Raw genomic sequence first — 21076 nt, 5'->3', positions numbered from 1 at the left:
GACCGGCATGACCCACCGCCTTGCACCGCTGCTCTGCGCCCTGGCCCTGCTGCCCGGCCTGCCGGCCCTGGCCAACCCGCCGGAACCCACGCTGACCGCCGCCCTGCAGGACAAGGCCAGCGTGGGCCAGGCCCGGCTGAAGGTGTGGGGCTTCGACGTGTACGACGCCACGCTGTACGCGCGCCCGGGTTTCGACGCCGCGCGCTACGGCGACCAGCGCTTCGCCCTGGAGCTGGCCTACCTGCGCAACTTCGATGGCGCCGACATCGCCGAACGCTCCATCGACGAGATGCGCCGCGTGGCACCGCTGGACGACACCCGCGCAGCCGCCTGGCTCAAGGCCATGACCGACCTGTTCCCCAACGTGAAGAAGGGCGACCGCATCACCGGCGTGCATGTGCCGGGCAGCGGTGCGCGCTTCTACCTCAACGGCCGACTGCTCGGCGAAGTGGCCGACGACGCCTTCTCGCGCCAGTTCTTCGGCATCTGGCTCTCGCCCCGCACCTCGCAGCCCCGCATGCGCGAGACCCTGCTGCAGTCGGTGGCGGGCGCCACGCCGCGCACCCCATGAACACCCCGCAGGACCCGGCCGCGCGCTTCATCGGCCCGGGCGCCTGGCGCCACGGGCTGGGCTACGGCCTGCTGGGCCTGCCGCTGGCCTTTGTGGCCCTGCCGCTGTACGTGGTGCTGCCCAACCACTACGCCCGCGAGTTCGGTGCGCCCCTGGCGGCACTCGGTGCCGTGCTGCTGGCCGCGCGTCTGGTGGATGCGGTGCTCGACCCCATCATCGGCCGCTGGTGCGACCGGCTGGCTGCGCGCTCGCCGGGCGCCGTTCTGGGCGTGAGCGGGATCGCCGCCGTGCTGCTGGCCCTCGGCCTGTGGGCCCTGTTCTTTCCACCGGCCGCCGTGCGCGACGGCGGCACCCTGCTGCTGGGCTGGGCCGGGCTGGTGATGGCCCTGAGCTACACCGTCTTCAGCGTGATGAGCGTGGCCCACCAGGCCTGGGGCGCCCGGCTGGGCGGCACCGAGGCCCAGCGCAGCCGCGTGGTGGCCTGGCGCGAGGCCCTGGGCCTGTGCGGCGTGCTCATTGCCGCGGTGCTGCCGGGCACGCTGGGCCTGGGCGCCATGGTGGGCAGTTTTGCGCTGCTGCTGGCCCTGGGCTGGTGGGCCTGGAGCCGCAGCCTGCGGCCAAGCGCATCGCTGCAACCGTTGCACGGCACTGCGGTGCAAGGCCCCTCGCCGCTGCGCCAAGGCGCCTTCGTGCGCCTGCTGGCGGTGTTCGTCATCAACGGCACGGCCAGCGCGGTACCGGCCACCCTGGTGCTGTTCTTCGTGCAGGACCGGCTGCAGGCGCCCACGTCCATCGAGCCGGCCTTCCTGGGCACCTACTTCCTGTGCGCGGCGCTGTCCATGCCGCTGTGGGTGCGCGCGGTGGCCCGCTTCGGCCTGGCGCGCAGCTGGCTGCTGGGCATGGGCCTGTCGGTGCTGGTGTTCGTGTGGGCGGCCACGCTGGGCACCGGTGACATCGTGCCCTTCATCGTGGTGTGCGCACTCTCCGGCATGGCCCTGGGCGCCGACCTCACCGTGCCGGGCGCGCTGCTGGCCGGCCTGATCGGCGATCTGGGCGAACGCGGCCGGCGCGAAGGCGCGTACTTCGGCTGGTGGAACTTCGCCGCCAAACTCAACCTGGCACTGGCCGCCGGCATGGCCCTGCCGGTGCTGGCCTGGCTGGGCTACGAGCCCGGCTCGCGCGACCCGCAGGCCCTCATGACGCTGACCGCCGCCTACTGCCTGCTGCCCTGCGTGCTCAAGCTGCTGGCCGGTGCGGCCCTGTACGGGCTGGTGATCCGCCGAACCACCGCGCACACGCCCCAACCTGTCTGAAACCCTTGCTGAAACGGAACCCCACCATGCAACGACGTCTCCTGCTGGCAGCCGGTCTGGCCGGTGCCGCCACCCTGGCCGGCTGCGCCGGTCCCCAGATCGGCCAGTACGCCGCCGAGAAACCGGTGCTGGACCTGCGCCAGTACTTCAACGGCACGCTGGACGCCTACGGCATCTTCACCGACCGCTCCGGCGCGGTGGTCAAGCGCTTCACCGTGGTGATGCGCTGCACCTGGAACGGCGACGAAGGCGTGCTCGACGAAGACTTCATCTACTCCGACGGCACCACCCAGAAACGCATCTGGCGCCTCAAGCACCTGGGCAACGGCCGGTATGTCGGCCGCGCCGACGACGTGGTGGGCGAGGCCATCGGCGAAACGAAGGGCAATGCCTTCCGCTGGGGCTATACCCTGGCCCTGCCGGTGGACGGCAAGGTCTGGGAGGTGCAGTTCGACGACTGGATGTACCTGATGGACGACCGCGTCATGCTCAACAAGGCCGAGATGAGCAAGTTCGGCATCCGCCTGGGCGAGGTCACCCTGAGCTTCGTGAAGCGCGCACCATGAACCGCACCGCCACCGACACCCGGGGCACCGTGGTGCCCCGCCAGAGCCCGCAAGCCACCCGCCCCTCGCGCGGCTTCTGGGCCGCCATGAACCCGCCGCTCACCGACTGGACCGGCCGGCGCGTGTGGCTGGTGGGCGCCTCCAGCGGCATCGGCGAAGCGTGCGCCCAGGCCCTGCACGAACGCGGCGCCCAGGTGCTGGTGTCGGCCCGTGGTGCCGAGGCGCTGGAGGCCTTTGCCGCCCGCCACGGCGGTCCCCACCCCGCACAGGCCTGGCCGCTGGACGTGACCGACGCCAAAGCGGTGAGCGCCACCGCGCGCGCCATCCTGGCCGAAGGCCCGCTGGACCTGGTGGTCTACTGCGCCGGCCACTACCGCGAGATGCGGGCCACCGCCATGGACATGGCCGACCTCAACCGCCACTGGGTCATCAACTACCAGGGCGCGCTGCATGTGCTCGATGCCGTGGTGCCGGCCATGCTGGCGCGCGGTGCGGGCCACATCAGCCTCATCAGCAGCGTGGCCGGGTTCCGGGGCCTGCCCAAGAGCCTGGCCTACGGCCCGACCAAGGCCGCGCTGACCAACCTGGCCGAGAACCTCTACCTCGACCTCTCGCCCCACGGCGTGGGCGTGAGCGTGGTGCACCCCGGCTTCGTGCAGACGCCGCTCACCGCGCAGAACCAGTTTCAGATGCCGGCCCTCATCACGCCGGCCCAGGCCGCGCAGGCCATGGTGGCCGACTGGGGCAAGGGCGTGTTCGAGATCCACTACCCCAAGCGCTTCACCCACTTCATGAAGCTGCTGCGGCTGTTGCCCTATCGGCTGTTCTTCCCGCTGGTGCGGCGCTTCACCGGGCTCTGAACGATGCTGGACACCGAAGCCGCCCGCGCCGCCACCGAGCGCATCTGCCACTACTTCGAGCACCTGTCGCCGGCCTCGCTGGGCGAGATCGACCGGCTCTACACACCCGACGCCCGCTTCAAGGACCCGTTCAACGAGGTGCGCGGCACGGCCGCCGTGCGCGGCATCTTCGAGCACATGTATGCCTCGCTGCACGAACCGCGCTTCGTGGTCACGCAACGGGTGGTCGATGGTGCGCAGGTGTTCCTGGCCTGGGAGTTCCGCTTCCGGTTCCGGCGCTTCGACACGCAGCGTGAACAGGTCATCCTGGGTGGCTCGCACCTGCGGCTCGCCGACGACGGCCGCATCGCTGACCACCGCGACTACTGGGACGCGGCCGAGGAGCTGTACGAGAAGCTGCCCCTGGTCGGCGGCCTGATGCGCTGGCTCAAGCGCCGCGCCAGCGAATGATCAGACCGGTCGGGTGTCGATGAAGCTCTGGCGCTGGTTGAGCTTCTCGGCCAGGCGGGCCAGATTGGGATAGGGATCGCGCCAGTTGATGACCGGGAACCGGAAATCCAGGTAACCCAGGGCGCAGCCCACGGCCAGGTCGGACAGGGTGAGGTGGTTGCCGGAGCAGAAGGGCTTGTCGCCCAGGCCCTGGCTCATGGACTTCAGGCTGGCCTCGATCTTGGCGATCTGCCGGTCGATCCAGGCCTTGCTGCGCTGCTGGTCGGTGCGGCCGGCCCAGGTGGCCTCCAGGCGGGCCATCACGGCGGCATCGAGCACGCCGTCGGCCAGGGCCTCCCAGGTCTTGACCTCGGCGCGCTCGCGGCCGCTGGGCGGGATCAGCTTGCCCACGGGCGACAGGGTGTCGAGGTACTCCACGATCACGCGGGAATCGAAGACGGCTTCGCCGCCCTCCATGACCAGGCAGGGCACCTTGCCCAGCGGGTTGGAGGCCATGATGGTGGTGTCCGGCGACCAGACGTCTTCCTGCACGAACTGGTAGTCGAGCTTCTTCTCGGCCATGACGATGCGGACCTTGCGCACGTAAGGGCTGGTGATGGCTCCGATGAGTTTCATGTTGGACGGTGGGGGGTATTGCTCGGACGATCGATTCTAGCGACGCACCCCCTGACGACGCTGACAGCCGGCCTCCTACAATCCCGGGATGCGCCCGACCCCTGCCTCCCCCGCCTCTGCCCCTGGCTCTTCGGCCAGCCTGTCCCCCATCTCGGCCCTGTCGCCGCTGGACGGCCGCTACGCCGGCCGACTGGCCAGCCTGCGCCCGCTCATGAGCGAGCTGGGCTACATGCACCGCCGGGTGCAGGTGGAGATCGCCTGGTTCATCGCCCTGTCGGATGCCGGTTTCGAGGAGTTCAAGCCGCTGTCGCCCGGCGCCCGCACCTACCTGCTGGGCCTGGTGAAGAACTTCAGCGAAGCCGACGGCGAAGCCATCAAGGCCATCGAGAAGACCACCAACCATGATGTGAAGGCGGTGGAGTACTGGATCAAGTCCAAGTTCGAGGCCCGGCCCGAGCTGGAGCGCGCCGCCGAGTTCGTGCACTTTGCCTGCACCAGCGAGGACATCAACAACACCAGCCATGCCCTGCAGCTCAAGGGCGCGCGCGAGCTGGTGCTGCTGCCGGCGCTGGATGGCGTGATCGACAAACTGCGCGACATGGCCCAGGCCTTTGCCGCCGTTCCCATGCTCAGCCGCACCCACGGCCAGACCGCCAGCCCCACCACCGTGGGCAAGGAACTGGCCAACGTGGTGGTGCGCCTGCAGACCGCCCGCGAACGCATCGCCGGCGTGCGCCTGATGGGCAAGATGAACGGCGCCGTGGGCAACTACAACGCCCACCTCAGCGCCTGGCCCGACTTCGACTGGGAAGCCTTCAGCCGCCGCGTGGTGGAAACCGCCGAGCCCCTGGGCCTGGGCCTGACCTTCCAGCCCTACAGCATCCAGATCGAGCCGCACGACTACATGGCCGAGCTGTTCGATGCGGTGGCCCGCACCAACACCATCCTGATCGACCTCTCGCGCGACATCTGGGGTTATGTGAGCCTGGGCTACTTCAAGCAGAAGCTCAAGCCGGGCGAGATCGGTTCGTCGACCATGCCGCACAAGGTCAACCCGATCGACTTCGAGAACGCCGAAGGCAACCTGGGCCTGGCCAACGCGCTGCTGCGCCACCTCTCGGAAAAGCTGCCCATCAGCCGCTGGCAGCGCGACCTGACCGACTCCACCGTGCTGCGCAACATGGGCGTGGCCCTGGGCTACGCGGTGCTGGCCTACCACGCGCTCGGCGTGGGCCTGGCCAAGCTGGAGCTCAACGAGGAAGCGCTGGCCGCCGACCTCGACGCCTCGTGGGAAGTGCTGGCCGAACCCATCCAGACCGTCATGCGCCGCTACGGCGTGCAGGGCGCCTACGAGAAGCTCAAGGAAGTCACGCGCGGCAAGACGGTCACGGCCGAGGCGCTGCACGGCCTGATCCGCAGCCTGGAGATTCCCCAGGCAGAGAAGGACCGCCTGCTGGCCATGACCCCGGCCACCTACGTGGGCAAGGCGGCCGAACTGGCCCGCCGGGTCTGAAGCCCGCCCGCCACGGTCAGCCACTCAGTTGCCGAGCACCCGCTCGGCGTAGCGGTTGAAGCGCCAGGCATCGCCCTCCAGGGTGATGCGGCGCCAGGTGGCCCGTTTCTCGCCGGGCGTCATCTCGGTCCAGCGCTGCACCTCGTCGAACGACCGGCCGCAGCCCTTGCAGACCTCGTCCCCCTGGCTGGTGGAGCAGATGGCGATGCAGGGCGTGTCGGGCGTGCTGGCGTACCAGGCCAGCCAGGCCTCGCGGGCCGCAGCCGGCAAGGTGCGCTCGTCGGCCTCGCTCTCGTGGAAGTACACCAACAACGCATACACCTCGGCCAGCGCGCGCAGCGGCGCGGCCAGCGACACGCCGTCCGGGGACGGCGAACGTTCGCGCCAGTAGTTGATCGCGGCTTCGATGTCGGAGATGTGGATGCCGGCCATGGGGGGTATGCCAAAGGGAGGCCGATGATAGCCATCCGGACATCTCCGAGGCGACTGCAGGCCCAAGGACTTGCGGCAAATGCGTACACCCGCCGCAGGCGCCCCCGATAAAATGGCGGACTTTGCCGAGGGGGGGGGAGTCCGTGCGTGACGGGCAGGACCTTCGGCCGCAACCCCTGGAGAAACCGCATGGAATTCATGTCCGCCGCCTGGTGGTCAGCACTGCTGGCCATCATCCTCATCGACCTGGTGCTCGCCGGCGACAACGCCATCGTGATCGCCCTGGCCGCCCGCAACCTGCCCAAGGAGCACCAGAAGAAGGCCATCATCTGGGGCACGGTGGGTGCCATCATCGTCCGCTCGGCCATGACGCTGGCCGTGGTGTGGCTGCTCAAGATCCCCTACCTCATGCTGGTCGGCGGCCTGGCCCTGATCTGGATCGCCTACAAGCTGATCGCCGAGGACGAGGGCGATGGCGACGAGCACGGACCGGCCGCCACCACCTTCTGGGGCGCCATGAAGACCATCATCATTGCCGATGCCGTCATGGGCATCGACAACGTGCTAGGTGTGGCCGGCGCCGCCCAGGGCTCGTTCGACCTGGTGGTCATCGGCCTGCTGGTGAGCATTCCCATCGTGGTCTTCGGCAGCACCGTGGTGCTCAAGCTGGTGGAGCGCTTCCCCGCCATCATGTACGTGGGCGCGGGCGTGCTGGCCTTCACCGCCGGCAAGATGATGGTCAACGAGCAGATGCTCAAGGACATCTTCAAGCCCGAGGGCTCTGCCAACGCCCTGTACTGGGCTGTGGTGGCGGTGGTGATCGTGGGCGTGCTGGCCGCCGGCTGGCTGCACAACCGCCGCGCCGCCAGCAACGCGGCCTCCACCTGATCGCCGCGCCATGGGCCGCCTGATCGTCCGCTGGCTGCTGGCCGCCTGCGCGCTGCTGGCGGTCACCTACCTCTACAGCGGGGTGGAGGTGCGCAGCTTCCCCTCGGCCCTGCTGGCCGCCGCCGTGATCGGACTGTTCAACGTCACGCTGCGGCCGGTGCTGGTGATCCTGACCCTGCCGGTGACGGTGGTCACCCTGGGGCTGTTCCTGTTCGTCATCAATGCCCTGCTGTTCTGGGCCGCCGCCAGCGTGCTCGACGGCTTCTTTGTGGCGGGTTTCGGCGCCGCCCTGCTGGGCTCACTGATCTATTCCGTGCTCTCGCTCCTGATCGACCAGGCCATGCGGGCCATCTTCGGCCGCTGAGTCTGGCGGCAGGCGCGGGGCTCAGTCCTCGCGCATCGATTCCTTCAACAGCAGTTCCACGTCGCGCCGGCGGCTGTCCACGATGGCCAGCTCGATCGGATCGGCGTTGCGCTGCGCCGGTGGCAAGGCCTGCGCCGCCTTGAGCCGCTCCAGCGCGCCGCTGAAGTCCCGCTGGGCCGCGCGGGCCTCCGCGTCGGCCCGCACCGAGCGCAGCACCTGGCCCTGGGCCTGGTGCGCCCGAGAGAGCAATTGCCAGGCCTGTGCATCGCGCGGTCGCGACACCACCCACTCCTGCAGTCGGCCGGCCGCCTTGCCCGGCTCGCCCGTGGCCAGCGCCGCCTGGGCGCCCAGCAGCACGGCGCTGCGCGAGCCGCCGGCCAGGGCCGCATCGCGCAGCTCGGCCAGACGGGGCGTGTGGTTGGGCGAGAGCTGGCCCGGCGCCAGCAGGATCTCCAGCAACAGGGCATCCGCCCAGGGCCGGCCATCGGCCGGTACCTGGCGGCGCAGCTGCTCCGCCAGCTCGATGGCCCGGTCGCGCTGCCCCAGCCGCAAGGCCGACAAGGCAGCGGCATAGCGCGGGCCGATGCCGGCGTCGGCGGCCTGGCCGTTGGCCAGCAGGGCCCGCCAGCGGTCCGGACTTTTCTCCGACATCACCTTGGCCCGGGCCGACACCTGGGCATGGAACGCCATCGACGGTTGTCCCGGCCGCGGCGCGGCCGACGCCAGCGGCCCGACCGGCAGGCGCAGGCGCATGTCGGCAATGCGCTCGCCGGTGAGCGGGTGGCTGCGCAGGTAGGGGAAGGCGCCGTCGTCGTTCAGCCGCGAGGCCTGCTGCAGCTTGTCGAACATGGTCACGAAGCCCTGGCCATCAAAACCCGCCTCGGTGAGCACGCCGAAGCCGATGCGATCGGCCTCGCGTTCCATGTCGCGCGAGAAATTCAGCGCGTTCTGGGCCGCCACCGCCGAGCCGCCGATGATGGCCGCGCCGGCCGCCTGCGGGTTGGAGCCCGCCGCCAGGGCACCCAGGATCATGGCGCCCAGCATCCACGGGGCCATGCGCTCGTCGTTCTCGATCAGCCGCGAGATGTGCCGCTGCGACACATGGCTGAGTTCGTGCGCCAGCACCGAGGCCACTTCTTCGGGTCGCTCGGTCAGGGCCAGCAGCCCCAGGTTCACGCCCAGGTAGCCCCCGGGCAGGGCGAATGCGTTGACGGCGCGCTCCCGGGAAATCATCAGCTCCCAGGCCAGCCGCTCGGACTGCTCCGGTGTGATCTCGCCACGCTGCCTGGCCGCCGTCATCAGGGGGCGCCACAGGGCTTCCAGATAGTCCCCCACCACCGGGTCGTCCAGGTAGTCCGGGTCGCGGTAGATGCGGGTGGCGATGCGGTCACCCAGCCGGCGCTCGGCCGACAGGGACATGCCGGTGCCCTCGCCCAGACTGGGCAGGGCCTGCGCCCGGGGCCCGTCCCGCACCACCTGGGCCGACAAGGGAAGGGTGGTGCACAGGGCCAGAACCAGACCCAGGGAGGCCAGCGGACGGATCTTCATGCCCGTATGATGCCGCGTCCGATGACCGGTTCAACGAACCCCGCGTAAAAGCCGCCCCATGTCTGTCACAGAATCTTCCGCTCAACCCCTGACCCATTTCGACGCCCAGGGCCAGGCCCACATGGTCGACGTGGCGGCCAAGGCCAGTACACACCGCGTGGCCGTCGCGCAGGGCCGCATCACCATGCTGCCGGCCACCCTGGCGCTGATCGAGGGCGGCACCGCCAAAAAGGGCGATGTGCTGGGCGTGGCCCGGCTGGCCGGCATCATGGCCGCCAAGAAGACCAGCGACCTCATCCCCCTGTGCCACCCGATTGCGCTGACGCGCGTGGCGGTGGAGTTCGAGATCCAGCCCGAGGGCCACAGCGTGTTGTGCACCGCCCGTGCCGAATGCACCGGGCAGACCGGCGTGGAAATGGAAGCCCTGACCGCCGCCAGCGTGGCCCTGCTCACCATCTACGACATGTGCAAGGCCGTGGACCGCGGCATGACCATCGACGGCGTGCGCCTGATAGAAAAACTGGGCGGCAAGAGCGGCCACTTTGTGGCCACCTGACCTGCGTGGTCAGTACGGATCGACCGGCAGGTAATCCAGCGGCATGCCCGATGCGGCGTCGATGAGCGCGGTCCAGAACAGGTTGCGGCCCGCCACCGGCAGGTACAGCAGACCATCCAACGGACGCCCCAGATCCCGCGCCATGGCCTCGGCCGCTGCGCGCGCCTCGGGCTTGCGCTGCAGCAGCTCGGCCAGCGGCTTTGCCTCGGCCTTGACGGCGGATACGGCGTCGGCGTAGGGCATCCAGAAGTCGGGGCGGGCGCCGAGCGTGAGGCCGCCCAGTTCGGCGAACATGGCGTCGGACTGCTCCTGCGCCGACCGGAAAGGACGCACGGCCACCAGCTGGGGGCGGCCCATCGGGAGATGGCGCCACTCTGCTGGGGCTTGAGCCAGCAGCTGCGGATCGACGTCCACCGCATGAATCACGCGAAAGCGTGAAACCTCGAAAGCCATGTACACCGGCCGCGCCTGCACCATGGTCCACAGGCCGTAGGCCAGCGCTGCAATCTGCAACAGGCTGATGAAGGCCACGTCCAGCCGCAGCTCCTTCAACGACTTTTTCGGATTCGCCACGATCAATGTGGCTGCCGGTCCCAGGATCACGTCGACCGTGACGATGATCAGGAACAACTTGACGCCGCCCGCCAGCTCGCGGAACGGGTGGGGGAACCAGACCAGAAAGACCAGGGCGGCCACCATTGACGTGATGAGCAGGCTGGCAGCAAGGTGGGCTCCGGCCCACTGGATTCGTCGTGACATGGATAACGGTGAGGGGCTTGTTGCGCGGCGGCCGGATTATCGCGCCGACAACGGCTCGGGTTCGAAGCGGAATGTCGAGCGGCGGCCCTGGTAGGGTGGCCAGTCGACCGCGGCCAGCTCCGGATGCTTGCGCCGATCCCGAGCCCAGATCAACTGGGTTTGTTGAACAAGTTCCGGCGGCGTGATGGCGTTGTACCGGCTCATCCAGAGCCGGGCCTCGTCGGTTCGACCGGCCACGGTCAGAGCCAGAGCTGTCCTGTAAATGGCTGGCGCCGTTGTGACAGCGCGCGACGTTTCCTGCATCCACTCAAGTTGTTTTGGATCCAGTGGCCGATCCAGGTCCATGCGGTAGATGACCAGTTCATCGTGCAGCTGGTTCAGTACCAGTGGCGACTTGATCGGATTGTTCAACCGATAGCCGATATTGACGTTGTCGAACCGCCATTCGTTGAACCGCTCCTGATACGGGAAGTAGTCCCATGCGGTCGCTGCGGCCGTGGCAAATACGGCCGCAGCGACCAGCGAGTTCATCCTGCGGGATGTCTGAAACCACTCCCGGGCACCCGTCGATGCGCACACCAGACCGATACAGATGCCGGCAGGCACCAGCAAATAGAGGTACTGATGCGGCAGCTCCAGCATGGCGTGCAGCGTCAATGTCAGGAGGATCAGCAGTGGAATCCACAAAGCGGGCGTAACCACAGCGTCCTTGACCCGACGCCAGCCCCACACCATCGCCGAAACTGTCAGCAGCAGGGCCAGCGGCATCCCAACCCACAGCATCAGATCAAGGATCACGTTATGGGCATGACCAAACCGCTGACCGATGTAGAGCAGGGGCTCGACATCTGCGCGCAGGAAATAGGCATAACCCACATCGGTGACGCCATAACCCCACCAAGGGCTGGCCAGCACCGCCTTACCAAATGCGAGCCAGGCATCGATGCGAGCGCCATCCACAGCCGACAGGCGCCCTTCGGTGGAACCTGGCACACCCAGCGCGTCGGCCACCGCTTGAAAGTTCAGGGACCATACCACCAGGAGTGCCAGCATCACGCCCCAGGTGACACATACCGCCGAGCCCGCCCAGCGGCGGGCCAGGGTGGCCAGGACCACCGTGCACAGGGCCATCTCCAGCAAGCCGGCACGAGACTGCGTCAAGCCCAGACCTACTACCATGAGCACAAAGGCCAGCAGGAACACCACCGGATGCAGCCGCCGCTCGACGTGCCACCAGGTCAGCCCGAGCAGGGCCCAGACCTGCAGCGTCGCCAGCAGGTTGGGTTGAAGAATCGAGCCCGAGGGCCGGCTTTCGCGAGCGATCGGCGTGACCAGCATCGACGCAATCGACGTCATGTCATCCGGGTAGAGCTGAAACCACTGGATCAACTGGATAGGCAGGTTGAGCAGGGCGGCCAGTACCAGTGCCAGCAACAGGATTCCTGTGGTACGAACGGCGGCCGAGCCCCGTGCACTGAATCCCAGCACCACCGCAAGCGCCAAGCATGCGATATAGACGCTGGAGACAAACGCAGTGCCGGACTTTGGCAGCAACCCTGCCACCCATTGCAGCCAGGGCACCACCGCCAGCGCCATGAGCACCAGAGCAAACAGGGGCCATCTCAGTCCCTGCCGCGCCTGCCCTCCAAGCAGCAAGAACATGACACCCAGGGCCAGGGCCACCAGCAGCTCATGGTGAAACGCGGTCCAGGGCAGCTGGTGGTTGGGGACCAGCCACACCAGCGATAGCAGGAATGCGGCCAATGCATCCTCGATCTGCTTCAGGCGGGTTGCGGCCGAGGTTTGCATCATGAACAGGGCTTATTGAAAGTACAAAAAAAACGGGCCGCTCGCGCGGCCCATTTTTGCTAGATCAGGCTTAGTTGCCGCGGCACGAGCCCGGCAGGAAACGCGGATCAACGCCGTTGGTGGCAGAAGGGCCGCAAGCCCAGCGAGCAATGACCTGCCCAGCAGTGGGGGTGGCGTTTGCAGACGTGAAGGGCCGGAGGGTGATGGAATGCGCTGCGGTATCCGTCACGGTACCGCCAACTTGGGAAGTGGCTTGCACAGTGATCGCGGCAGTCGTGGTGTCCACGGTTGCGCCTGAGACAAAGCGGGTGGGTGCCACGTTGCAAGTGCCGTTCACCATGGATGCCATGGTGGTGTTTGCGGGTGCCGATTGGATGGCTTCGGTAATGGAAGTCCGGCACGAAGAAGCCGCCAGCACGACTTCCGACATCCGTGCACGCACGGTGTAGTCCTGGTAAGCGGGCAGGGCGACGGCAGCCAGAATACCGATGATGGCCACCACGATCATCAATTCGATCAGGGTGAAACCTTTTTGCAGGGTACGCTTCATGAAGACTCCTAAAGGGGTTCGGGTTGAGGACGCGAGTGTTTCAGCAGGTTGCGTGCCAGCCCGTACCGCCCCGTTGAGTGCCAAAAACATCACACACAGCGACCCAGGTGACAAAAATTGACCACCTTCGGAACCGGCGGCCGTAACAATTTTTGTCATTCGCCGCAGGGCGTCAGTTTCTGCAGGACCCTGGCAGGTACTTGGCATCGATCGGGTTGCTGCCGGTGGCTGGGCCGCAGCGCCACTCGCTGATGACCTGACCGGCATGGTTGGCCGCGTTGAACTGACCGCTGGATACGTATGGGCTCAGGCGAATCGACGTGCCGGCACCGGTGCCCAGGTTGGCGGCATTGCCCACCACCGTGATGGCAGCATTGGTCGCGTCCACACTGACCGAAGACACCATCTTGGTGGGTGACACGGAACAGGAGCCGGGCAGTGCGGTGGCCAGTGCCGAGGCCGTGGTGGCATTGAGGATGGTTTCGGTGACCGACCCCCGGCAGGACGACGCCGCCAGGATCAGTTCCGACACCCGCGCCCGCACGGTGTAGTCCTGATAGGCCGGCAGGGCCACGGCGGCCAGGATGCCGATGATGGCCACCACGATCATCAGTTCGATCAGGGTGAAACCGCGCTGGATGAGGCCAGGTTTCGCAGACAGACTCATGCTGACTCCTTGGGAGAGGAAGGACGACCCGGGGGTCGCGCCACCGAAGGATTCGGTGGCTCAGCTGAGTGACGGGGTTCTGTACGCCCATCCTGATGGGCGATGGAGCGGCGAGTGGGCGGGACAGCCGGTCAGGAGACTCAGAACTCGAACGTCTCGCCCGCCTGAAGCCAGCGGATGTCGTGGCGCGATGCGGCGTCCAGGCGCAGGATCTCGGCCATGATCAGTTCCGTCTCGGCCGGCTTGGTGTGGGTGATGCAGACGGGATACCGGGCACCGGGCGGGATGGACGCCAGTTCTTCCGACAGCGTGCCGGGCGCCAGGTGCTGGCTGCGGCGCGCCAGGTCGGCCTCACGGTCGCTGAAGGCGGTCTCGATGACCAGCTGTGCGACGGGCAGCTGGTTCACGCGCGCCCAGAACGCGGGGTTGCGGCCGGTGTCGCCGCTGAACACCCAGGCGCCGCCCTGCCCCCAGGCCGCATACCCCACCGCCGGCACGCTGTGCACCGCCGGCAGGGCTTCCACCGTCTTGCGGCCGTCGGTCCAGGTGTCGCCCACCTGAAGGGGCTCGAACACCAGCAGAGGGTTCCCGGTGCTGGGGATGCCGGTGAAATCGGGCCAGATCAGCCCGTTGAACAGGTGCGTGCGCAGGGCCTGGATGGTCTCGGGCAGGGCATGCACATGGATGGCGCCGGCGCCACGGGCCAGCCGGCCGGACGCCACGGCGTCCAGCATCAATGGCAGTGCCGCGACATGGTCCAAGTGCGCATGGGTGATGAACACATGGTCGATGCCGGCCATGAGGTCGAGCGGCAGGTCGCCCACACCGGTACCGGCGTCGACGAGGACGTCGTCATCCAGCAGGAAGGCGGTGGTCCGGCAGCCATGCGCAATGGCACCGGAACAACCCAGGACCTGGACTTTCATGTTGGGGCGGAACTCGGGTCGGATCGGGAAACGCGATCCGCCAGACTAACCGCTGCGATCCGCGCCGAACAGGACTTATTTGGCAAAAACCCGGTTCCCGAACGCCACAGACGTTCCGGGATGGGCGTCCGGGTCAGAGCAGCACGAACTGCATCTGGGTGCCGGCCAGCTCCAGCAGGTCGCCGTCGCGCAGCTCGACCGCTTCCTCGCCCAGGGCCTGGCCGTTCACCGAAGGGCGAACCACGCCTTCCACCACGGCCATCACATAGGCGCTCTGGCGGCGGGTGATGGCCGCCACGGCCACACCGGGCTTGCCGATGGTGGTGACCACCTTGACCAGGGGCACTTCGCGGCCGGCGGCCGAGCCCGACATCACCCGTATCGCGGCATTGCCCACCGGGGCGGCGCTGGCGCCCACCACGCTGCCGGCGTTGATGACCATGGTCTTCTCGTAGGACTCAACGGGCGCCTCGGCGCCGTCCTGGATGAAGCGGATCTTGTACTTGCCGATCTCGACCGTGTCGTTGTTGGCCAGCGACTGCTTCTTGACCGCCTTGCCGTTGACGTAGGTGCCGTTGGTGCTGTTGAGGTCTTCGATGGTGACTGCGCTGCCGGCCATCTGAAGCACGGCATGCTCGCCGCTGACGGCCAAGTTGTCGATGACGATGTCGTTGTACGGACGGCGACCCAGCGTGGTGCGGTCTTTGGTCAGCTGCACTTCCTTGATGACGACGCCGTCGATGGAAACGATCATTTTCGGCATGGCCGACTCCTGTGTCCTGTCCGTTTTTGAGGTGTTTATCGTCCGAGCATGCGTGAAAGCAGGCCTTTGCGAGCCTGACGGTCACTTGCGTGCGTCAGTATCACAGAAATATTGTCCCGTCCGCCCGCGTCGTTGGCCGCATCCACGAGAGCGTGGCATTTTTCCTCCAGCGTCCCGGCGGTGACGAGCAGAGTGGCCATGCGCTCGTCGCTGACCATGTCGCTCAGGCCGTCGGAGCAGAAGAGGAAAAGATCGTCGTCCTCGACGCGGAATTCGTTGACCTCCAGCTGCACGCTGTCCTCCACGCCCAGAGCGCGGGTGACCAGGTTCTTGTGGGTGGCGAACTGGGCCTGCTCCAGGGAGATCAGGCCGGCGTCGATCTGCTCCTGCAGCAGCGAGTGATCGCGGGTGATCTGCACGAACTCGCCCTTGCGCAGGCGGTAGCAACGCGAATCGCCCACGTGGCCGATCATGGCCCGGCCGGCCAGGAAGACGCCCATCACCAGGGTGGTGCCCATGCCGGCGTAGCCCGCGTGGGCGTTGGCGGCATTGAAGATGGAGCGGTTGGCGTTGTCGACGCAGACCTCCATGGCCCGGCGCAGCTCCCGCGGGCTGGATTCGAAACCGCCCTCGGTGATCCACCGGCCCAGCTCGGTCTTGATGAATCCGGTGGCCATGGCGCTGGCCACCTCGCCCGCGTTGTAGCCGCCCATGCCGTCGGCCAGGACGGCGATGTGGGACTCGGTGTCCAGGGCCACCGAGTCCTCGTTGTTGTCTCGCACCAGTCCGGTGTCGGTGAGACAGAAATACTCAAAGTTCATGATTGGTCGGCTTTATAACCGTATATCCGGTTGTTCCGGGACGGAATCGGACCGGGCGGTCGATACGGTCGAGGGTAGGGTGATCTGGGTGGTGGGAAAGCCGGTCGCCGGCTCGGCATCGGGCAACCGGGCCGCCAGCCGCCGCAGCTCGGCGGCCATCTGCGCGCCGGTCTGGAAACGCTCGGCCGGGTGCTTGGCCATGGACGTGGCCAGGCAGGCGCCCAGCGCCAGCGGCAGGTCGGGCCGCAGGCTGGTCAGTGCGGCCGGTGGTTCGTTGGCAATGCGGAACATGAGCGCCGCCAGGGAGTCGGCCTGGAACGGCAACCGTCCGGTCAGCAGCTGAAAGAGCGTCACGCCCAGTGAATAGAGATCGGCACGCCCGTCCACCCGCTGGCCGGCCAGTTGCTCGGGCGCCATGAAGCTGGGGGTGCCCAGCACCACGCCGGTCCTGGTCCGGCTGCTGTCGGTCACACGGGCGATGCCGAAGTCGGTGACCTTCACCGAACCGGTGGCCGGGTCGACCATGATGTTGGCCGGCTTGATGTCACGGTGCACCACGCCCAGGGCATGCGCATGGTCCAGCGCCAGCGCCACCTGCTCGCCGATCTCCAGCACCTGCTGCGGGGGCAGCAGATCGCCCGGGCGGGTGTGCCGCGTGAGGTCGTGGCCGGACAGCAGCTCCATGGCGATGAAGGCCAGATCGTGCTCTTCGCCAGCATCGAAGATGGTCACGATGTTCGGATGCTGCAGCCGGCCGGCGGTCTCGGCCTCGCGGAAGAAGCGGTCGCGCGCATCCTGCAGTTCCTGCCCCTCGAATTCGGCGGAAAGGGCCAGGGTCTTGATCGCCACCGCCCGCCCGATCTTCGGATCCCGGCCCAGGTAGACCACGCCCATCGCGCCCTTGCCCAGCGTCTTCTCCACCCGGTAGCGGCCGAGCATGGGCTGTTCGACAGCGCCGTCACCCAGCACCAGCGTGCCGCCGGGATGGGTGTTGCCGCTGCCCAGCACGACGGTGGCGGCGAGCTGTCGGGCACGCTCCACGCGGGCCCGGGTATCGGTGTCGGTCGGGTCCAGGCGCAACAGGTGCTCGTACACCGCCAGCGTCTTGTTGAACTGGCGCTTGCGCTCGAAGTCCTGGGCCAGCAGGCGCAGGTTGTCGGCCACCGCCTCGCTCAGCGGCACGCGCTGCAGGCGATCAAATGCCTGGTCGAGCTGCCCCTGGCTCTGCAGCTGCAGGGCCATGAGGCGGTTGGTCTCGGCGGATTCCTGGTCGGAGCGCCGCTTGAGGGTTTCGGTGACCAGGAAACGGCGGGTGGTGAGGGCCAAGTGCCCCACCAGCAGCAGCACCAGCGGCAGCATGAACTGCAGCCACCAGCCAGCGCGGGTCAATGCCAGCCAGCTGGCCGAAGCCAGCAGGGCGCAGGCAGCGGCCGTGACACCCGCCGCCACCCCGGCCCGCAGGCGGGGCAGCAGCAGCACCAGGTACAGGCCCACCAGGACCACCACACCGGTCTCGGCCATGGCAGCCCAGTGCGGGCGGGCAAAGTGATGTCCCTGCAGCAGGCTGGAAACGCTGTGCGCCACCAGGGTCACCGGCGCCGTGGCGCTGGAGGCCGGCGTCGGGAACGAGGTGCCCACCCCGGCGGCCGTGGCGCCGATGATCACGATCTTGCCGGCGTACTTGGCGGCATTGATGCGCCCGGTCACCACGTCGTAGAACGAGTCGGCCGCGAACGGTGTGCGCCCGGCCACCGGGGAATAGAACTGCGGCAGCATGCGCCCGGCGCTGTCGGTGGGCACCACGCCATTGCCCAGGCGCAGACCGACGCCGGGCAGCTGCGCCCAGTCCTGCGGACCCAGGTTCAGGCTGTGTGCAGCCACCGCCAACGCCAGCGACGGCACGGCAAAACCGTCGTAGTCCACCAGCAAGGGCTCGCGGCGCACCGCGCCGTCCGGATCGGGCTGCTGATTGAGGTGCCCGATGCCGGCCGCCGGCTCTCCGAAGATGGGCAGGGGCTGCAGGGTGCCGCTGGCGGGCAGGCCCATGCCGGCGGTCTCGCCCAGGGTTCGCCGCTGGGCAAACGCCGGCAGCGGCGCATCGAGGCGGCCTCGGGGAACGCCCAGCTCGAACACCGAACCCAGCACCACATTGCCCGCCTCGCGGATGCTGCGGGCCAGGCGGGCGTCCGAGTCGAGCCGGGCTTCGGTCTGGCCGATGAAGGCGAGCAGCTGTTCGCGGGACACCGGACCCAGGTCGTTGTAGGCGCCCGGCATGCTGGAGCGCCCCTCCAGCTGTTCGCGCAGATCGCGCAAGGGCGCCAGGGCGCGTTCGCTCTGGGGTTCGACGAAGAAGGCCGTGTGGGCGATGGTCTTGGCACCGCCCGCCACCAGCTGGTCGATCAGATCGGCATGCACCTCGCGGGGCCATGGCCAGCGACCGATGTTGGCAATGCTCAGGTCGTCGATGGCGATCACCGCCACCTTGTCGCTGGGTTCACGGCCACTGGCGGTGCTGGCCAGGTCGTAGAACCGCCGCTCCAGCACCTGCACCCCATCGGTACCCAGGTACAGCAGCATGACCACCAGCAGCACCAGCGCCCCCACGAGCATGTCGGGGTGACGTAGGCGCCGGCGAGGCTTGCGCGAGGGGTCGGAACGAGAAGGCACGGATCAGGGCGAGCGTGGGTCAGCAACCCGGAAGCAGGGAAGGTCCGGCGCACCCGACCACGCACGACGAACCATCCGTCGGCGCCGTTGCATTTTGTTGCAGCCCCCGGGCGCGGGCAATCCTGACAAGCGGCATCGTCGTGCAAAACGGCACGGAGGGGGCCGCCGATCGGCGCTGCCCAGCAAAAAGGGCAACGTTTCCGTTGCCCTTTTCCGACTGTCGAGCCCTGACGGGCCTGTGCCCGATCAGAGCAGCGCCTTGAGCAGGCGGCCCATTTCGGACGGGTTGCGGGTGACCTTGAAGCCGCACTCTTCCATGATGGCGAGCTTGGCGTCGGCCGTGTCGGCACCGCCCGAGATCAGCGCGCCGGCGTGGCCCATGCGCTTGCCGGGAGGGGCGGTGACGCCGGCGATGAAGCCGACGATGGGCTTCTTCATGTTCGCCTTGCACCACATGGCGGCTTCGGCTTCGTCGGGGCCGCCGATCTCGCCGATCATGATCACGGCGTCGGTGTCCGGATCGTCGTTGAAGGCCTTCATCACGTCGATGTGCTTCAGGCCGTTGATGGGATCGCCGCCGATGCCCACGGCACTCGACTGGCCCAGGCCGATCTCGGTCAGCTGCGCCACGGCTTCATAGGTCAGTGTGCCCGAGCGGGACACCACGCCGATGCGGCCCTTGCGGTGGATGTGGCCGGGCATGATGCCGATCTTGATCTCGTCGGGCGTGATCAGGCCGGGGCAGTTGGGGCCCAGCAGCAGGGTCTTCTTGCCACCGGCGGCTTCCTTGGCCTTCATCTTGTTGCGCACTTCCAGCATGTCGCGCACGGGGATGCCTTCGGTGATGCAGATGGCCAGGTCCAGGTCGGCCTCGACGGCTTCCCAGATGGCGGCGGCGGCGCCGGCGGGCGGCACGTAGATCACCGAGACGGTGGCGCCGGTCTGCTGGGCGGCTTCCTTGACGGTGGAGTAGATCGGGATGTTGAAGATCGACTCGCCGGCCTTCTTGGGGTTCACGCCGGCCACGAAGCAGTTCTTGCCGTTCGCGTATTCCTGGCACTTCTCGGTGTGGAACTGGCCCGTCTTGCCGGTGATGCCCTGGGTGATGACCTTGGTGTCTTTGTTGATGTAGATCGACATGTTGCTTCTCCGGGGCTTAGGCTTTGACGGCGGCAACCACTTTTTGAGCGGCTTCGGCCATGGTGTCGGCGCTGATGATGGGCAGACCCGACTCGGCCAGCATCTTCTTGCCCAGCTCTTCGTTGGTGCCCTTCATGCGGACCACCAGCGGGACGTTCAGGTTGACGGCGCGGCAGGCGGTGATCACGCCGGTGGCGATGGTGTCGCACTTCATGATGCCGCCGAAGATGTTGACCAGGATCGCTTTGACCTTGTCGTTCTTGAGCATGATCTTGAAGGCCTCGGTCACCTTCTCGGGGGTGGCACCGCCGCCCACGTCCAGGAAGTTGGCCGGCTCGGCGCCGAACAGCTTGATGGTGTCCATGGTGGCCATGGCCAGACCGGCGCCGTTGACCAGGCAGCCGATGTTGCCGTCCAGGCTGATGTAGGCCAGGTCGAACTTGGAGGCCTCGATCTCGGCGGGGTCTTCCTCGTCCAGATCGCGCAGGGCCACGATCTCGGGGTGGCGGAACAGGGCGTTGGAGTCGAAGTTGAACTTGGCGTCCAGGGCGATCACGTTGCCCTTGCCGTCACGGTTGAGCGGGTTGATCTCGACCAGGGACGCGTCGGTGTCCATGTAGCACTTGTAGAGCTTCTGGCAGATGTCGATGAACTGCGCCTGCGAGTCGGCCGGCATGCCGATGCCACGTGCCAGCTCCTCGCCCTGGGCCTGGGTCAGGCCGACCAGCGGGTCCACGAACAGGGTGATGATCTTCTCGGGCGTGGAGTGGGCCACTTCCTCGATGTCCATGCCGCCTTCGCTGGAGGCGATGAAGGCCACCTTCTGGGTCGCGCGGTCGGTCACCACGGACAGGTAGTACTCCTTCTGGATGTCGGCGCCGTCCTCGATGTAGAGGCGGCGGACCTTCTGACCCTCGGGGCCGGTCTGGTGGGTCTTGAGCTGCATGCCCAGGATCTGGCCGGCCAGTTCCTTGACCTGCTCGATGCTCTTGGCCACCTTGACGCCGCCACCCTTGCCACGGCCGCCGGCGTGGATCTGGGCCTTGACCACCCAGACCGGGCCGCCGAGTTTCTGGGCGGCTTCCACCGCTTCCTGCACCGTGAAGGCCGGGATGCCGCGCGGCACCGGCACACCGAACTGGCGCAGGATGTCCTTGCCCTGGTATTCGTGAATCTTCATGAGTTCTCTCTCAAGGATGGGTCAGATGTCCGGCGCGGCGAGGGTGGCCGGGGACGAGGCTCGGGTGAGCAACCGGGGACTGTATCATGGTGCGATGCACCAATCCGGGTCGCGATCC

General features: G+C 67.6%; 22 protein-coding genes. 9 read left to right on the top strand and 13 right to left on the bottom strand.

The window, feature by feature from the left end:
- Positions 1 to 7: 7 nt before the first annotated feature.
- From WD026_RS12765 to WD026_RS12745, 5 genes are all read left to right on the top strand, one after another.
- Positions 8 to 571 (top strand): chalcone isomerase family protein, encoded by a 564-nt coding sequence (locus WD026_RS12765; protein ID WP_425724035.1) that lies wholly within the window; start codon positions 8 to 10, stop codon positions 569 to 571.
- Positions 568 to 1884 (top strand): MFS transporter, encoded by a 1317-nt coding sequence (locus WD026_RS12760; RefSeq protein WP_425724034.1) that lies wholly within the window; start codon positions 568 to 570, stop codon positions 1882 to 1884. The genes WD026_RS12765 and WD026_RS12760 overlap by 4 nt, the downstream gene beginning before the upstream one ends.
- A gap of 26 nt (positions 1885 to 1910) precedes the next feature.
- Positions 1911 to 2450, top strand: a complete 540-nt coding sequence (locus tag WD026_RS12755; RefSeq protein WP_425724033.1) for a DUF3833 domain-containing protein — start codon at positions 1911 to 1913, stop codon at positions 2448 to 2450.
- Positions 2451 to 2536: 86 nt separating this feature from the next.
- The gene (locus tag WD026_RS12750; RefSeq protein WP_425724172.1) at positions 2537 to 3310 is read left to right on the top strand and encodes an SDR family NAD(P)-dependent oxidoreductase; all 774 of its coding nucleotides are present in this window, start codon (positions 2537 to 2539) and stop codon (positions 3308 to 3310) included.
- Between the two features lie 3 nt (positions 3311 to 3313).
- Positions 3314 to 3760, top strand: a complete 447-nt coding sequence (locus WD026_RS12745; RefSeq protein WP_425724032.1) for a nuclear transport factor 2 family protein — start codon at positions 3314 to 3316, stop codon at positions 3758 to 3760.
- On the opposite strand, the gene WD026_RS12740 is transcribed toward WD026_RS12745, so the two are convergent.
- Complete coding sequence (locus tag WD026_RS12740) at positions 3761 to 4375, bottom strand: glutathione S-transferase N-terminal domain-containing protein (RefSeq protein ID WP_425724031.1); 615 nt, start codon at positions 4373 to 4375, stop codon at positions 3761 to 3763.
- Positions 4376 to 4463: 88 nt separating this feature from the next.
- On the opposite strand from WD026_RS12740, the gene purB reads away from it, so the two are divergent.
- On the top strand, positions 4464 to 5888 hold the full coding sequence (gene purB / locus WD026_RS12735) for an adenylosuccinate lyase (RefSeq protein WP_425724030.1): 1425 nt from the start codon (positions 4464 to 4466) through the stop codon (positions 5886 to 5888).
- A 24-nt stretch (positions 5889 to 5912) separates the two neighbouring features.
- Here purB and WD026_RS12730 read toward each other — a convergent pair whose 3' ends face one another.
- Positions 5913 to 6320 carry a DUF3717 domain-containing protein gene (locus WD026_RS12730; protein WP_425724029.1) on the bottom strand — a complete coding sequence of 136 codons (408 nt, stop codon included), beginning with the start codon at positions 6318 to 6320 and terminating at the stop codon, positions 5913 to 5915.
- A gap of 189 nt (positions 6321 to 6509) precedes the next feature.
- Between WD026_RS12730 and WD026_RS12725 the strand changes: the two genes are divergently transcribed.
- Positions 6510 to 7208, top strand: a complete 699-nt coding sequence (locus WD026_RS12725; RefSeq protein WP_425724028.1) for a TerC family protein — start codon at positions 6510 to 6512, stop codon at positions 7206 to 7208.
- Positions 7209 to 7218: 10 nt separating this feature from the next.
- A complete protein-coding gene (locus tag WD026_RS12720; RefSeq protein ID WP_425724027.1) occupies positions 7219 to 7572 on the top strand; it encodes a phage holin family protein in 354 nt (117 codons plus the stop codon).
- Between the two features lie 21 nt (positions 7573 to 7593).
- Here the strand turns inward: WD026_RS12720 and WD026_RS12715 are convergent, their stop codons facing one another.
- A complete protein-coding gene (locus WD026_RS12715; protein WP_425724026.1) occupies positions 7594 to 9120 on the bottom strand; it encodes a M48 family metalloprotease in 1527 nt (508 codons plus the stop codon).
- A gap of 58 nt (positions 9121 to 9178) precedes the next feature.
- On the opposite strand from WD026_RS12715, the gene moaC reads away from it, so the two are divergent.
- Positions 9179 to 9676 carry a cyclic pyranopterin monophosphate synthase MoaC gene (gene moaC, locus WD026_RS12710; protein WP_425724025.1) on the top strand — a complete coding sequence of 166 codons (498 nt, stop codon included), beginning with the start codon at positions 9179 to 9181 and terminating at the stop codon, positions 9674 to 9676.
- Positions 9677 to 9685: 9 nt separating this feature from the next.
- Here the strand turns inward: moaC and tfpZ are convergent, their stop codons facing one another.
- The 10 genes from tfpZ to sucC form a co-directional block, all read right to left on the bottom strand.
- Positions 9686 to 10435 (bottom strand): TfpX/TfpZ family type IV pilin accessory protein, encoded by a 750-nt coding sequence (tfpZ, locus tag WD026_RS12705; protein ID WP_425724024.1) that lies wholly within the window; start codon positions 10433 to 10435, stop codon positions 9686 to 9688.
- A 36-nt stretch (positions 10436 to 10471) separates the two neighbouring features.
- Positions 10472 to 12244, bottom strand: a complete 1773-nt coding sequence (locus WD026_RS12700; RefSeq protein ID WP_425724023.1) for a Wzy polymerase domain-containing protein — start codon at positions 12242 to 12244, stop codon at positions 10472 to 10474.
- Between the two features lie 70 nt (positions 12245 to 12314).
- Complete coding sequence (locus tag WD026_RS12695) at positions 12315 to 12794, bottom strand: pilin (RefSeq protein ID WP_425724022.1); 480 nt, start codon at positions 12792 to 12794, stop codon at positions 12315 to 12317.
- A gap of 172 nt (positions 12795 to 12966) precedes the next feature.
- Positions 12967 to 13461 carry a pilin gene (locus tag WD026_RS12690; protein WP_425724021.1) on the bottom strand — a complete coding sequence of 165 codons (495 nt, stop codon included), beginning with the start codon at positions 13459 to 13461 and terminating at the stop codon, positions 12967 to 12969.
- A 140-nt stretch (positions 13462 to 13601) separates the two neighbouring features.
- A complete protein-coding gene (locus WD026_RS12685) occupies positions 13602 to 14387 on the bottom strand; it encodes an MBL fold metallo-hydrolase (RefSeq protein WP_425724020.1) in 786 nt (261 codons plus the stop codon).
- 133 nt (positions 14388 to 14520) lie between these two features.
- Positions 14521 to 15150 (bottom strand): FHA domain-containing protein, encoded by a 630-nt coding sequence (locus WD026_RS12680; protein ID WP_425724019.1) that lies wholly within the window; start codon positions 15148 to 15150, stop codon positions 14521 to 14523.
- Positions 15151 to 15185: 35 nt separating this feature from the next.
- Positions 15186 to 15971, bottom strand: coding sequence for a Stp1/IreP family PP2C-type Ser/Thr phosphatase (locus tag WD026_RS12675; RefSeq protein WP_425724018.1), 786 nt, complete (start codon positions 15969 to 15971; stop codon positions 15186 to 15188).
- Positions 15972 to 15983: 12 nt separating this feature from the next.
- The gene (locus WD026_RS12670) at positions 15984 to 18581 is read right to left on the bottom strand and encodes a CHASE2 domain-containing serine/threonine-protein kinase (RefSeq protein WP_425724017.1); all 2598 of its coding nucleotides are present in this window, start codon (positions 18579 to 18581) and stop codon (positions 15984 to 15986) included.
- 303 nt (positions 18582 to 18884) lie between these two features.
- Positions 18885 to 19778, bottom strand: coding sequence for a succinate--CoA ligase subunit alpha (gene sucD, locus WD026_RS12665; protein WP_425724016.1), 894 nt, complete (start codon positions 19776 to 19778; stop codon positions 18885 to 18887).
- Positions 19779 to 19794: 16 nt separating this feature from the next.
- Complete coding sequence (gene sucC / locus WD026_RS12660) at positions 19795 to 20958, bottom strand: ADP-forming succinate--CoA ligase subunit beta (RefSeq protein WP_425724015.1); 1164 nt, start codon at positions 20956 to 20958, stop codon at positions 19795 to 19797.
- Positions 20959 to 21076: the final 118 nt, after the last annotated feature.

Source organism: Hydrogenophaga sp. R2 (genome assembly GCF_049843595.1).
Lineage (GTDB): Bacteria > Pseudomonadota > Gammaproteobacteria > Burkholderiales > Burkholderiaceae_C > Hydrogenophaga.
This window is presented reverse-complemented; position numbering and strand designations above follow the sequence as displayed.

Bases quoted from the DNA above. Each gene is read 5' to 3' on its own strand.
- WD026_RS12765 (WP_425724035.1), top strand. From the start codon at position 8: ATGACCCACCGCCTTGCACCGCTGCTCTGCGCCCTGGCCCTGCTGCCC.
- WD026_RS12760 (WP_425724034.1), top strand. From the start codon at position 568: ATGAACACCCCGCAGGACCCGGCCGCGCGCTTCATCGGCCCGGGCGCC.
- WD026_RS12755 (WP_425724033.1), top strand. From the start codon at position 1,911: ATGCAACGACGTCTCCTGCTGGCAGCCGGTCTGGCCGGTGCCGCCACC.
- WD026_RS12750 (WP_425724172.1), top strand. From the start codon at position 2,537: ATGAACCCGCCGCTCACCGACTGGACCGGCCGGCGCGTGTGGCTGGTG.
- WD026_RS12745 (WP_425724032.1), top strand. From the start codon at position 3,314: ATGCTGGACACCGAAGCCGCCCGCGCCGCCACCGAGCGCATCTGCCAC.
- WD026_RS12740 (WP_425724031.1), bottom strand. From the start codon at position 4,375: ATGAAACTCATCGGAGCCATCACCAGCCCTTACGTGCGCAAGGTCCGC.
- purB (WP_425724030.1), top strand. From the start codon at position 4,464: ATGCGCCCGACCCCTGCCTCCCCCGCCTCTGCCCCTGGCTCTTCGGCC.
- WD026_RS12730 (WP_425724029.1), bottom strand. From the start codon at position 6,320: ATGGCCGGCATCCACATCTCCGACATCGAAGCCGCGATCAACTACTGG.
- WD026_RS12725 (WP_425724028.1), top strand. From the start codon at position 6,510: ATGGAATTCATGTCCGCCGCCTGGTGGTCAGCACTGCTGGCCATCATC.
- WD026_RS12720 (WP_425724027.1), top strand. From the start codon at position 7,219: ATGGGCCGCCTGATCGTCCGCTGGCTGCTGGCCGCCTGCGCGCTGCTG.
- WD026_RS12715 (WP_425724026.1), bottom strand. From the start codon at position 9,120: ATGAAGATCCGTCCGCTGGCCTCCCTGGGTCTGGTTCTGGCCCTGTGC.
- moaC (WP_425724025.1), top strand. From the start codon at position 9,179: ATGTCTGTCACAGAATCTTCCGCTCAACCCCTGACCCATTTCGACGCC.
- tfpZ (WP_425724024.1), bottom strand. From the start codon at position 10,435: ATGTCACGACGAATCCAGTGGGCCGGAGCCCACCTTGCTGCCAGCCTG.
- WD026_RS12700 (WP_425724023.1), bottom strand. From the start codon at position 12,244: ATGCAAACCTCGGCCGCAACCCGCCTGAAGCAGATCGAGGATGCATTG.
- WD026_RS12695 (WP_425724022.1), bottom strand. From the start codon at position 12,794: ATGAAGCGTACCCTGCAAAAAGGTTTCACCCTGATCGAATTGATGATC.
- WD026_RS12690 (WP_425724021.1), bottom strand. From the start codon at position 13,461: ATGAGTCTGTCTGCGAAACCTGGCCTCATCCAGCGCGGTTTCACCCTG.
- WD026_RS12685 (WP_425724020.1), bottom strand. From the start codon at position 14,387: ATGAAAGTCCAGGTCCTGGGTTGTTCCGGTGCCATTGCGCATGGCTGC.
- WD026_RS12680 (WP_425724019.1), bottom strand. From the start codon at position 15,150: ATGCCGAAAATGATCGTTTCCATCGACGGCGTCGTCATCAAGGAAGTG.
- WD026_RS12675 (WP_425724018.1), bottom strand. From the start codon at position 15,971: ATGAACTTTGAGTATTTCTGTCTCACCGACACCGGACTGGTGCGAGAC.
- WD026_RS12670 (WP_425724017.1), bottom strand. From the start codon at position 18,581: ATGCTCGTGGGGGCGCTGGTGCTGCTGGTGGTCATGCTGCTGTACCTG.
- sucD (WP_425724016.1), bottom strand. From the start codon at position 19,778: ATGTCGATCTACATCAACAAAGACACCAAGGTCATCACCCAGGGCATC.
- sucC (WP_425724015.1), bottom strand. From the start codon at position 20,958: ATGAAGATTCACGAATACCAGGGCAAGGACATCCTGCGCCAGTTCGGT.